Genomic DNA, 12449 nt, shown 5'->3' on the forward strand with positions numbered 1-12449 from the left:
CGCCCCGGAATGACGGGCTCGGAATAAAGGAGAACCAGCGATGCAGATCGGGATGATCGGGCTCGGGCGGATGGGCGGCAACATCGTGCGCCGGCTGATGCGCGACGGCCATTCGGCCGTCGTTTACGACCGCGACGCACGCGCCGTCTCGGCACTGGTGAGCGACGGCGCGGTCGGCGCCGGCGACATCGAGGATCTGCTCAGGAAGCTCGAAGCGCCCCGCATCGTCTGGGTGATGCTGCCGGCCGGCCCGATCACCGAGGGCACCATCGAGACGCTGTCGGGCCTGCTCTCGGCCGGCGACGTCGTCATCGACGGCGGCAACACGTTCTGGAAGGACGACATCCGCCGCGCCCGCTGGCTCAAGCAGCGCGGCGTCCACTATGTCGACGTCGGCACCTCGGGCGGCGTGTGGGGGCTCGAGCGCGGCTACTGCATGATGATCGGCGGCGACAAGGAGGTGGTGAAGCGGCTCGACCCGATCTTCGCCACGCTGGCACCCGGCGCCGGCGACATCCCGGCGACGCCCGGACGCGCCGACCGCGACGGCCGTCCGGAGCGCGGCTATCTGCACGCCGGGCCGAGCGGGGCCGGACACTTCGTCAAGATGATCCACAACGGCATCGAGTACGGCCTGATGCAGGCTTATGCGGAGGGCTTCGACATCCTCAAGAACGCCGGCTCCGAGGCGCTGCCCAAGGAGGAGCGCTTCAACTTCGATCTCACCGACATCGCCGAGACGTGGCGGCGCGGCAGCGTGATCACGTCGTGGCTGCTCGACCTCACCGCCTCGGCGCTCACCCGCGATGCCGAGCTCGGCGACTACACGGGTTATGTCGAGGACTCGGGCGAGGGGCGGTGGACCATCATGGCGGCCGTCGACGAGGCGGTGCCGGCCGACGTGCTCTCCGCCGCGCTCTATGCCCGCTTCAGATCGCGACGTGATCACACCTTCGGCGAGAAGATCCTCTCGGCGATGCGCCAGGGCTTTGGTGGTCACATCGAGGCGAAGGCGCTCGCGCCGAAGACATCGGCCGACGCTTCGACCACGAAGGTCGAAGCGTGACGGCGAAGACCGGCGCGCGGATCGTTCCCCCGGCGGACCCGTGCTGCTTCGTCGTGTTCGGTGCGTCAGGCGACCTGACCCACCGGCTCCTCGTTCCGGCCCTCTACAATCTCGCCGCGACGGGCCTGTTGCCCGAGGCGTTCTCCATCGTCGGCGTCGCCCGCGCCGAGATGTCGACCGAAGCCTTCTGTGCCGGCCTTCGTGAGGCGCTGTCCAAGTTCGCCACTCGAAAGGTCGAGCCGGACGTGGTCGAGCGGCTGCTCGCCTGCGTCACCTACGTCCAGGGCGGACCCGAGGACGAGGCGTCGTTCGACCGTCTCGCCGAGAAGCTGCGCGCGATCGAGGCGGCACGCGGCACCCGTGGCAATCGGCTCTACTATCTCGCGACGCCGCCGACCGCCTTCGCGCCGATCGCCCGCGCGCTCGGCCGCACCGGGCTCGCCGCGGAACAGAACGGCGCGTGGCGGCGGCTGATCGTGGAAAAGCCGTTCGGCACCGACCTCGCCTCGGCGCAGGCGCTCAACCGCGAGCTCCTCGCCGTGTTCGAGGAGCATCAGATCTTCCGCATCGACCACTATCTCGGCAAGGAGACGGTGCAGAACATCATGGTGATGCGGTTCGCCAACGGCCTGTTCGAGCCGATCTGGAACCGTGATCACATCGACCAGGTGCAGATCACGGTCGCCGAGACGCTTCCCGTCGGCCGGCGCGGAAAGTTCTACGACGCGACCGGCGCGCTGCGCGACATGGTGCCGAACCATCTGTTCCAGCTTCTGTCGCTGGTCGCCATGGAGCCGCCGTCGCGCTTCGACGCGCGCTCGGTGCGCAGCGCCAAGGCCGCCGTGCTCGACGAGATCCAGATCGACACGCCGCAGGAGGCGCTGCGACGCTCGGTGCGGGCCCAGTACCTCGCCGGCAAGGCCGGGCGCGAGACCGTGCCGGACTATCGCGCGACGGCGGACGTCGCGCCCGACAGCACGACCGAGACCTATGTGGCGCTCGGCCTGATGATCGACAACTGGCGCTGGGCCGGCGTGCCGTTCTTCCTGCGCACCGGCAAGGCGCTATGCGCGCGACGCAGCGAGATCGCGATCAAGTTCAAGCAGGCGCCGCTGTCGATGTTCCGTCACATGCCGGTCGAGCATCTGGCCGAGAACTTCCTCACCATCGGGATCGCGCCGGAGGAGGGGATCTCGCTGCAGTTCAACGCCAAGGTCCCGGGTCCGTCGGTCGCCATCGACGGCGTCGACATGACGTTCCGCTACAAGGACCATTTCGAGGCGGAACCGTCGATCGGCTACGAGACGCTGATCTACGACTGCATGATCGGCGACGCGATCCTGTTCCAGCGCGCCGACGGCGTCGAGGCGGGTTGGCGCGCCGTGCAGCCGTTCCTGGACGCCTGGAAAGAGGCCGGCCGGGACGGCCTCGCGACCTACACGGCCGGCACCGACGGCCCCGAGGAGGCGCACCGCCTCGTCGGCGACCACGGCCGCCGCTGGCGCCCGATCTGCGGGTGACGCGATTGCGTCATGACGATGCCGAACAGATCATCGGCGATTTCGCCGGGGCTCACCCCCTCCCTGTCTCTCCCCCACAAGGGGGGAGGGAACGCTGGAACCGCGGGCTCAGAACTTCAAATGATCGGTTTGATCGCCTACAAACCCGTCGTCAGATGCTTTGTTATCAGACGATCAATTATCAGATAGGGCGTCGTCAGGAGAGTGTGTGGCGATGATTGATTGCGTAGCCGTACGCCACAGCCGGCTCCCTCCCCCCTTGTGGGGGAGGGGTGGGGAGGGGGGTAGCCCCGGGCACGAACGTCACGGTTCGGAAGCGCAGACATGATTCCGCGAGAGTTCATTGTGTTCGAAACCCGCGCCGCCCTGGTCGCGGCCGCGGCCGAGCGCATCGCTGCGATCCTCGCGGAGATCGGTGCGCGCGGCGCCGTCTGCCTTACCGGCGGCTCGACCATCGTCCCGGTGTACGAGGCGCTCGCCCGAGATCCGTTGCGGGCAAAAATCCCGGTCGACCGCATCGACTGGTTCTTCGGCGACGACCGCTTCGTGCCGGCCGGACACGCGCTGAGCAACGCCGTGCAGGCGCGGGACGCGCTGCTCGGCCCGCTCGGCGTGCCGCCCGAGCGTATCCACGCGATGCCGACCGACACGGCGACCCCGCAGGCGGCGGCGGACGCGTACGCCCGCACGCTCGCCGCGCACCACGGCGCCGACCGGCTCGACCCCGCTCGGCCGCTGTTCGACCTCGTGCTGCTCGGCATGGGGGCCGACGGCCATGTCGCCTCGCTGTTCCCGGGACAGGCCGGCGTGGAGGAGGGCGCCCGCTGGGTCGTCGGCGTCGACGAGGCCGGCCATCCGCCGCACGTCCCGCGGGTGAGCCTCACCTTGCCGGCGCTTGCGTCGAGCCGCGCCTTGCTGTTCATCGTCGCCGGACCGGACAAGCGTCCGGCGCTGTCGCGCGTCCTCGCCGGCGACGACCTGCCGGCGGCGCGCGTGCGCTCTGCCGGTCCGGTCCTGTGGCTGGTGGATCGCGCCGCGGCGCCCGAGACGCGCATCGAGGACCGTCCATGACCCGCGCCCGCGCCGCCATCGTTCCCGTCACGCCCTTCCAGCAGAACTGCACGCTCCTGTGGTGCGAGGCGACCAAGACGGGCGTCGTCGTCGATCCCGGCGGCGATCTCGACCAGATCGAGGCGGCGATCGCCAAGGCCGGCATCGCGGTCCAGGGCATCTGGCTCACCCACGGCCATATCGATCACGCGGGCGGTGCCGCCGAGCTGAAGGAGAGGCTCGGCGTGCCGATCACCGGCCCGCATCGCGACGACCTGTTTCTGCTGGAGCGCCTCGCCGAGACCGGCCGCGGCTACGGCATCGAGGCCCGCGACATGGTGCCGGACCGCTGGCTCGACGAGGGCGAGACCGTGTCGGTCGGCGAGCTCACGCTCGAGATCCTGCACTGCCCCGGCCATTCGCCCGGCAGCGTCGCCTATGTGGACCGCAGCCAGGGCTTCGCGCTGGTCGGCGACGTGCTGTTCCGCGGCTCGATCGGTCGCACCGACCTGCCGGGCGGCGACTACGACACGCTGATCCGCTCGATCACCGAGAAGCTCCTGCCGCTCGGCGACGACCTCGCCTTCGTGTGCGGCCACGGGCCGACCTCGACGATCGGCCACGAGCGCGCGACCAACCCGTTCCTGCGCTGAGGCTTCGCGCCGGTCACCCGGTCCGGCGTCGCCACCAGACGGCGCCACCCGCGAGCGCCGCGATCGCGACCGTGACGGCGAGGGCCGGCCAGAACCGCCGGGCGGCACCGAGCAGCGCGTCGGCATGCTCGCCGGCGACGTAGCCGAGCGTCATCCAGGCGCCGACCCACAGCGCCGCGCCGATCGCGTTGAAGACGAGAAAGCGGCGCCACGCCATGCCGAGCGTGCCGGCGACGATCCCGTTGAGCTGGCGCAGCACGGCGACGAATCGGGCGCCCGCCACCGTGACGGGCCCCCATCGGGCGAACGCCGCCTCGACGGTCGCGAGCCGCGCCGCGTCGAGCCCGATCGTCGAGCCGAAGCGCAGCACCAGGGCGCGGCCGCCGTAGCGGCCGATCAGGTAGCCGATGTTGTCGCCCATGACGGCGCCGATCCAGGCACCGGCCATCAGGGTGGGCAGGGAGAGCTCGCCACGCCCGGCCAGCGCCGAGGCGAACACCAGCAGGGTCTCGCCGGGCAGCGGCAAGCCGAGCGATTCGAGCAGGATGATCACCGCCACGGCGCCGGCGCCGTAGTCGCGGATCAGCGGCTCCAGGGCCGCGACGAGATGGGTCAGGACCGACACGCGGGGGCTCCGTCGTCACCACGGCCGCAGCATGGCCGAACCGGTGCGCCGACGCGACCCGACGGACGCGGCAAATCGGCAGGGCATCGCGGCAGGGCAGGGTCGCCTTGCCTTTTGCGGGGGCCTGTTCCACAACACCGCCGTCCGCGTCCGGCCGGGGACGCAAGCGGAGCCGCACCCATGGATTTCGCTGCCGCACGCCGCAAGATGGTCGACAACCAGGTGCGACCGAACGGCGTCACCGATCGCAGCCTCGTCACGGCGCTGCTCGAGGTGCCGCGCGAGCACTACGTTCCGGCCGCCAAGGCGGCGATGGCCTACATGGACGGCGATCTGCCGGTGGCCGTGGTCGCCCACGGCAAGCCCGATCGCTGCCTGATCAAGCCGATGGTGCTGGCCCGGATGATCCAGGCGCTCGAGCTCGCCGAGACCGACCGGGTGCTCGATATCGCCTGCGGCACCGGCTACTCGACGGCCGTGCTGGCCCGTCTCGCCGCCCGCGTGGTCGGGCTCGAGGAGACGCCGGCGCTCGCCGAATCGGCCTCGAAGCTGCTCGCCTCGGCGGGGGTTGCCAATGCCAGCGTGGTCGCCGGACCGCTGGAGGCCGGGTGGCCGGCCGACGGCCCCTACGACGCCATCCTGATCAACGGCACGGTCGACAGTGTGCCCAAGGCGCTGCTCGCCCAGCTCGCCGAGGGGGGGCGGCTGATCGCCGTGGTCGGGACCAAGGCGCCCGGCGAGGTGATTCTCTACCGGTCGGTTAATCGCGAGGCCAGCGGCCTGCCGGTGTTCGACGCCGCGGCGCCCGTTCTGCCCGCCTTCGTCACCCCGCCGACCTTTGTTTTCTGACGGAAATTTGTCGTAGCCCGGGCTGTGGCGCGATTGCGCCACCGCGCATCTTTTTCGCCGCCGGGGTTCCCAGCACAGTGGCCCGTTCCTATTCTGATGCCGCTTCGGCGTGATTGTCGCCGGGCAGCAAATGCGTGTCGTGAGGTCGAGGTTGGTCATGCAGGTGGCGACGAGGTATCGGCAGCGGCTCGGTGCAGCGGTGATCGCCGCGACACTGACGGCTGGCGCCGGGCCGGCATGGGCCGACACGCTGCCGGGGGCGCTCGCCCAGGCCTACCAGAACAACCCGCAGCTCAACTCCCAGCGCGCCATCGTCCGCGCCACCGACGAGAACGTCCCCACCGCGCTCTCGGGCTATCGGCCCAGCGTCACGGCGGCCGCCAGCATCGGCCGCCAGTATCAGCGGACCGAGAACCAGCAGGGTGGCCTCACGGTGGTCACCGAGGGCGACTTCACGCCGCGCGGCGTCGGCATCACCGGCACGCAGACGCTGTTCAACGGCTACCAGACCGGCAACCGCGTGCGGCAGGCCGAGGGCCAGGTCTCGGCGGCGCGCGAGACGCTGCGGCTGATCGAGCAGAACGTCCTGCTCAACGGCGCCACCGCCTACATGAACCTGCTGCGCGACACCGCGATCCTCGATCTCCAGCGGCGCAACGTTGAGGTGCTGCAGGAGCAGCTCCGCCAGACCCGCGACCGCTTCGCGGTCGGCGAGGTGACCCGCACCGACGTCGCCCAGTCCGAGTCGCGCCTCGCCGCCGGCCGCTCGCAGGTGTCGCAGGCCGAATCGAACTACACCTCGTCGAAGGCGACCTATCGCCAGGTGATCGGCGTCGAGCCCGGCAAGCTGTCGGCCGCGACCCCGGTCGACCGGTTGTCGCCCGGCACGCTGCCGGCCGCGGTCGACACCGGCCGGGCCCAGAACCCGAACGTCACGGCGGCGATGTTCGGCATCGACGTCCAGGCCCTGCAGGTGAAGATCAACGAGGGCGCGCTGCTGCCGACCCTCACGGCCACCGCCAACGTGCAGCAGAACTGGGACGTCAGCCCGTCGACCCCCAACCAGTTCAGTGCCTCGGTGATCGGCCAACTCTCGGTGCCGCTCTACCAGGGCGGCGCCAACTACGCCCAGATCCGCTCCGCCAAGGAGACGCTCGGCCAGAAGCGGCTCGACCTCGACACGGCGCGCGACCAGGCGCAGGCCAACGTCGTCCAGGCGTGGGGGCAGCTCGCCGCCGCCAAGGCGCAGATCGAGGCGACCCAGGCGCAGGTGTCGGCGGCCGAGATCGCGCTCAACGGCGTGCGCGAGGAGGCGCGCGTCGGCCAGCGCACCACGCTCGACGTCCTCAACGCCCAGCAGGAGCTGGTCAACGCCCGCGTCGCGCTGGTCACGGCGCAGCGCGACCGCGTCGTCGCCTCCTACACGCTGCTCTCGGCGGTGGGGCGTCTGTCGCCGGTCGTGCTCGGCCTGCCCACCTCGATCTACGACCCGGTGACGCATTATCATCAGGTCCGCGACGCCTGGGCCGGAACCCGCACGCCCGACGGGCGCTGACCTTCGAGGCGCGCAGGGGCACTATGCGGACGCAGCGACTTGGGCGTAATGTCGTTGGATTGCTTGCAGATGGCGGCATGCTCTTCATACTGCGTGAAAGTTCCGGGGCGATGATTCGACCCCTTTGATCGTCGGCTCGACCGGGAGCGACCGGAAACGGGAACGGATCGCATGAACCAACCGGCAAAGGCGCAAGAGCCGTCGATGGAGGAGATCCTGGCCTCGATTCGCCGGATCATCGCCGACGACGAAACCACCAAGCCCGCCGCTCCGGCCAAGGCCGAAGCGAAGGCCGAGGCAAAGCCCGCGCCGGTCGCCGTCGCGCCGGCGCCCCCTCCGTCACCTGCTCCGGCACCTGCCGCCCCCGCCAAGGCGGCCGACGCGACCAACAGCCAGGACGACATCGACGCGCTGTTCGCGAGCTTCGATTCGACGCCCGAGCCCGAGGAGGAGCCGCCGCCGCCCCCGCCGCCGGAGCCCGAACCGGTCGCCGTGGCGCCGCCTCCGCCACCACCTCCTCCGCCGGCTCCGCCCGCGCCTCCGGTCGCCCGCGCGCCCGTCGACGAGGTGCTGCAGCTCACCGAATCGATGCGCACGGCACCGCCCGGCCTGCGCAAGGTCGACGGCCAGTCCGACGTCGTGTTCAGCGAGCGGGCCGGCTGGGACGAGGCGCCGGCCAGGCCGGTCGAGGAGGGGCGGCCGCTCTTGTCGGCCACCACCTCGGCGGCGGTCGATTCGGCCTTCAACACGCTCGCCCACACGGTGCTGGTGCAGAACGCCCGCACGCTGGAGGATCTCGTCCGCGAAATGCTGCGGCCGATGCTCAAGGCGTGGCTCGACGACAACCTCCCGCAGATGGTCGAGCGGCTGGTGCGGGCCGAGATCGAGCGCGTCTCCCGCGGCCGAAACTGAGTCGCTCGAAACGCCGCGACGCTCTGCCGGATTCAGACCGCGCGGGCGCGGGCTCGCAGCTTCGCCGCGAACCACAGCCCGATGAGCGGCAGCAGCACGGCCGTGACCAGGAACACCGGGCGCGCGCCGAAGCGGTCGTAGACGGGCGCCCACACCGCGACGCCGAGCGGTTGGCCCAGGAACAGCGACGACGAGAACAGCGCCACGCCGGTGCCGCGCACCTCCGGCGACATCTGCGTCGCGTTGGTCTGCAGGGTGTTGTGCAGCATGTAGAAGCCGAGCCCGAGCAGCATCACGCCGAGCGGCGCGAGCCACCAGCGCGGCGTCAGCGCCAGGATCGCATAGGCGAGCCCCAGCGTGGCGCCGCCGCCGATCGACAAGCCGACCTGGCCGAGCCGGCCGACCAGAATCCGCACCGCGCTCGCATAGATCAGCCCGCCGAGCCCGAAGCTGCCGAGCACCACGCCCACGAGGGTGAAGCTCAACCCGAAGCGGGCGACGAGGTCGGCGCCCACATAGGCGAGCCCGCCGAACATCAGGGCGCCCTCGACGAACACGATCAGCATGAGGGTGCGAGCCCAGCGGTTGCGCAGCACGAGGCCGTAGCCGGCGATCATGCCGATCCGCGGGCCATCGTCGGCGCGGGTGCGGGTCAGCGGGTTGCGGGCGAGCTCGACCGCGAGCGCCAGCGCCGCCACCATGAAGATGCCGCCCAGCACGACGAACACGGCGCGCCAGCCGAACGCGTCGCCGACGATGCCGCCGGCCGCCTGGCCGAACAGCTGGCCCATCACCTGGCCGCCGAGATAGCGGCCGAGCACCTGCTGGCGCCGCTCGTAGGACACGGTGTCGCCGATATAGGCCATGCCGAGCGGGATGATGCAGGCCGCGGCAGCGCCGCAGGCGAGCCGCATCGCGGTGAGGCCGGCGAGCGTGCTCGTCAGCGCGCAGGCGAGCACCAGCAGCGAGGCGAGGGCAACCGCCATCGTCACGGTGGGGTACTTGCCGAAGCGGTCGCCGACCGGCCCGCTGACGAGCTGCAGGGTGCCGTGGACGACCAGATACGACGACACCACCACCGAGGCGGCCCCGACCGTCACGGCGAAGTCGGCGGCGATCTGCGGCAGCACGGTGTCGGCGGCCCGCACCTGCGCCTGGCTGGCGAAGGCGGCGAGCGACAGCACGGCGATCGGGCGGGCGAAGGAGGGCGAGGCGGGCGGGGGGATCGGCACGTGAGGCGTCGGGTCCTTGCGAGCCGGCAGCTTACACCATCCGGACGGGCGCTCCAGGGCGGCCACGGGCCGCGATGGTGGCGCCGGGCCGCCGGACAAGATCGGCGCGCTCGGGATCCGCGCGTCGGGTGCGACACCCGGCGCCGGCCTGGTCCGAGATCGACTCGAGGCGGAAGCCGGCGCTCCGTCGCCTCACCACGCGCAGCGGACCGTCCCGGTGCCGGCATAGGTGTGGCCGCGACCGGCGAGCTCCCCGTCGAAGCGCGCCGCGAGCGACCAGCCGCTGGCGAGCCGCAGCTCGGCTCCGGCGGAGAGCAGAGCGAGATCGGGCACCGGGGTTGCTCCGAAAACCACGAAGCTCGCCCCCGGCAGCGCCTGGAACATCGGCGTCGCAGTCGCGTCGCTGACCCGGTCGTGCGCCCAGGCGGCGCGCGCCTGCAGGGCGACCAGCGCCGTGTCGGAGACCGCCACCAGCCGCTCGAACCGCGCCCCCAGCTCGCTGCGCGTCGCGTTCGCATTGCGGCTGGTGTAGGCGAGGCCGAAGCCGCCGCCGTCGAGGTCGCTTTCGGCGAAGCCCGGCATATGGAATCGCTGCGCCTGCAGGGCCGCGTAGGGCGTGATCCCGCCGAGCGGGGTGGCGACGCGCCAGCCGGTCTCGATCCGGCCGCCGTAGCTCTGCGCGTCGAAGCGGCCTTCCAGGCGATTGCCGGCGAACGCCGTGCGCTCGCTCTTCATCCAGTGCTGGGTGAAGCTCAGCGCCCCGGCCAGATACCACGGGCCCGGCCGCGTCACCGCGTAGACGCCGGCCTGGACGGCGTCGCCATTGCCGCCGCCGAGCCCGCCGGCGAGATCCCAGTTGGTGACCCCGCCGGCGAGGGCGAAGCCCATCACGGTGCCGGGCACGACCTTGTAGTCGAGGCCCGCCGCAAAGCCGCCGGTCTTCGCGGTGAGATCATGCGAGCCGGCGAAGGCGTCGCCCTGGGTCTTGCTGGTGCCGCCGAAGGCGCCGCCCCAGGCGCTCCATTGCGGCGCGACCGCGGCCGGCACCGACATCGGCGGGGCCTTCATCACCTTGGCATAGGCGAGCGCGACCTCGGGCGGCAGCGTCTCGTCGCCCACGAGCGCCAGCGCCCCGCCGGTCCCCGCAGTGCCGCCTGAAAAAGCGCCGCCACGCCCATAGGCGAACGGGTCGAGCATCAGGATGAGGAACTGATTGGTCAGCTTGATGCCGGCCTGCTGCGCCCCGGTGGTCGCCTCGCCCGACAGCGAGGTGAGAGCGCCGGCGACATTGCTTCCGGTCAGGCCGAACAGGCTGACGAAGTTCGGCGGCAGCGCCCCGCCGTTGTTGAAATAGCCGTTGATGGCACCGGCGACGTTCTGCGCGTTGCCGGGGAGCGGCCCGCCGCCCAGCCCGAGCGCCGCGGTCAGGTCGAGATAGACGTTGTTTGGATCGTAGCTGAGCCCGGCGAGGAAGCTCTGCGGAAGATTGAACGTGCTCAAGCCGCCGAAGGTCGTGCCGCCGAGGCCGCCGGTCGCGTTGAGGATCGTGTACCGCCGGGCCAGGTAGCTGCCCGGCGCGAACACCGCCTGGACGTTGCCACCGTTCAGCGTCGCGGTGCCGGTCACATTGGTGCGGTCGGCGGTGGTCGGCGACACCTCGACGGCATAGACGCTGCCCGCGCCGAAGGTCAGGTCGCCCGTGACCGTGATGGTGCCGATCGAGTTGCCGGGCGACAGCGTCCCGTTGATCACCGCGGTCGGCAGCGTGCCGGTGCCGCCCACCGTCGCGCCCGCGTCCACGGTCAATCCACTCGATGACGCGATCGAGCCGTTCACCAGCAGGGTGCCGCCCACCACGGTCGTCGCCCCGGTGTAGGTGTTCGCCCCGGTCACCGTCGTGGTGCCGCCGGTCGTGGTCAGGCTCGCCGTGCCGCCGATCGCGTCGACGAACCCGCCGCTGGAGGTGACCGGTGCGGCGAGCGCGCCGTTGCGGAGCGTGCCGCCGTCGGCGAGGCTCACGCCCGCCAGCGTGTGCGTCACGCCGCCGAGGTCGAGGACCGCGGTCGACCCGGTCACGGTCGCGGTCCCGGCCGCGGCGCCGAGCGCGCCCGTCGCGGGCGCGATCAGCGTGCCCTGATCGATCGTCCACGGCGTCACCTGCGTGGTCGCCCCGGTCAGCGTCCAGACGCTCGCACCGGTCTTCACGAACAGGTCGAAGCCGCGATATTGCGCGGCCGGGCCGATCAGCGCCGAAGACAACGTGCCGTTCGCCGTTCCGCCGAGCCGCAGCGTGTCGTTCACGCCGCCGGTGGCGACCACATCGCCCGTGATGGTCGCGCCCGCCTGAAGCTCGAGCAGGTTGGTGCCGCCCGAGAAGGTGATGGCGTTGCCCGCCGCGCCGGCGGCACCGGGAGAACTGCCCCCGCCCCCTGCGGCCCCGCCGGCGCCGCCCGCGACCGAACCCGCGCCAGTGACGATCACGGTCAGGTCCGCGCCGCTGATGCCGGCCCCGCCGGCCCCGCCGGCGCCGCCGACTTCGATGCCCGAAGCCGTGCCCCCGGCGCCGCCTGCGCCCCCGGTGACGGCGCCGCCGATGGTGAGCATCGCCCCGGAGACGGCCACGATTCCCGCCCCGCCGGCCCCGCCGGCCCCGCCGTCGCTGCCGCCGGTGATGACGTTAGTGCCAGCGCCGCCGGCGCCGCCGCTGCCGCCGGTGACGGGCGCGGCCGTGACGAGGGCGGGGGCGGCGCCGGTCAGCACCAGCCCATGCCCGCCGCCGCCGCCGGCACCACCGATGCCGCGACTGATGCTGCCGCCGCCGCCGCCGGTGCCGCCCGACCCGCCGGACACGGCGACGCCGAGGGTTCCGAGCGTCCCGCTGCCGGTCACGACGGCCCCGAAGCCGCCGCCGCCTCCGCCGCCGCCGCCGCTGGCGGAGTCGAGGGGGCGCCGCCGCCACCACCACCGCCGGTCGTGGCCACGGCGGG

At 71.9% G+C, this 12449-nt stretch carries 10 protein-coding genes; 7 read left to right on the plus strand and 3 right to left on the minus strand.

The features are described 5' to 3' along the window. Window positions 1–40 precede the first annotated feature (40 nt). The 4 genes from gnd (at window position 41) to ABTU92_RS26890 (ending at window position 4289) form a co-directional block, all read left to right on the plus strand. On the plus strand, window positions 41–1066 hold the full coding sequence (gene gnd / locus ABTU92_RS26875) for a phosphogluconate dehydrogenase (NAD(+)-dependent, decarboxylating) (RefSeq protein ID WP_408094659.1): 1026 nt from the start codon (window positions 41–43) through the stop codon (window positions 1064–1066). Further along, the gene (gene zwf, locus ABTU92_RS26880; protein ID WP_408094660.1) at window positions 1063–2586 is read left to right on the plus strand and encodes a glucose-6-phosphate dehydrogenase; all 1524 of its coding nucleotides are present in this window, start codon (window positions 1063–1065) and stop codon (window positions 2584–2586) included. The genes gnd and zwf overlap by 4 nt, the downstream gene beginning before the upstream one ends. A 345-nt stretch (window positions 2587–2931) precedes the next feature. Then, window positions 2932–3657 (plus strand): 6-phosphogluconolactonase, encoded by a 726-nt coding sequence (gene pgl, locus ABTU92_RS26885; protein WP_408094661.1) that lies wholly within the window; start codon window positions 2932–2934, stop codon window positions 3655–3657. After that, window positions 3654–4289, plus strand: a complete 636-nt coding sequence (locus tag ABTU92_RS26890) for an MBL fold metallo-hydrolase (RefSeq protein WP_408094662.1) — start codon at window positions 3654–3656, stop codon at window positions 4287–4289. The genes pgl and ABTU92_RS26890 overlap by 4 nt, the downstream gene beginning before the upstream one ends. A gap of 13 nt (window positions 4290–4302) precedes the next feature. Here ABTU92_RS26890 and ABTU92_RS26895 read toward each other — a convergent pair whose 3' ends face one another. Further along, complete coding sequence (locus tag ABTU92_RS26895) at window positions 4303–4914, minus strand: DedA family protein (RefSeq protein WP_408094663.1); 612 nt, start codon at window positions 4912–4914, stop codon at window positions 4303–4305. A 180-nt stretch (window positions 4915–5094) separates the two neighbouring features. On the opposite strand from ABTU92_RS26895, the gene ABTU92_RS26900 reads away from it, so the two are divergent. The 3 genes from ABTU92_RS26900 to ABTU92_RS26910 all read left to right on the plus strand — a co-directional run bounded on the left by ABTU92_RS26900 (window position 5095) and on the right by ABTU92_RS26910 (window position 8230). Further along, window positions 5095–5763 carry a protein-L-isoaspartate O-methyltransferase family protein gene (locus ABTU92_RS26900; protein WP_408094664.1) on the plus strand — a complete coding sequence of 223 codons (669 nt, stop codon included), beginning with the start codon at window positions 5095–5097 and terminating at the stop codon, window positions 5761–5763. A gap of 157 nt (window positions 5764–5920) precedes the next feature. Continuing rightward, window positions 5921–7318 (plus strand): TolC family outer membrane protein, encoded by a 1398-nt coding sequence (locus tag ABTU92_RS26905; protein ID WP_408094665.1) that lies wholly within the window; start codon window positions 5921–5923, stop codon window positions 7316–7318. Window positions 7319–7489: 171 nt separating this feature from the next. Beyond that, entirely contained in the window at window positions 7490–8230 is a 741-nt protein-coding gene (locus tag ABTU92_RS26910; protein ID WP_408094666.1) for a PopZ family protein, read from the plus strand. A 32-nt stretch (window positions 8231–8262) separates the two neighbouring features. Here the strand turns inward: ABTU92_RS26910 and ABTU92_RS26915 are convergent, their stop codons facing one another. Both ABTU92_RS26915 and ABTU92_RS26920 read right to left on the minus strand, forming a co-directional pair. After that, entirely contained in the window at window positions 8263–9462 is a 1200-nt protein-coding gene (locus ABTU92_RS26915; RefSeq protein ID WP_408094667.1) for an MFS transporter, read from the minus strand. Window positions 9463–9654: 192 nt separating this feature from the next. Then, complete coding sequence (locus ABTU92_RS26920) at window positions 9655–12351, minus strand: autotransporter domain-containing protein (protein ID WP_408094668.1); 2697 nt, start codon at window positions 12349–12351, stop codon at window positions 9655–9657. Window positions 12352–12449 lie beyond the last annotated feature (98 nt).

It is taken from the genome of Rhodoplanes sp. SY1, assembly GCF_046000175.1.
Taxonomy (GTDB): domain Bacteria; phylum Pseudomonadota; class Alphaproteobacteria; order Rhizobiales; family Xanthobacteraceae; genus Rhodoplanes.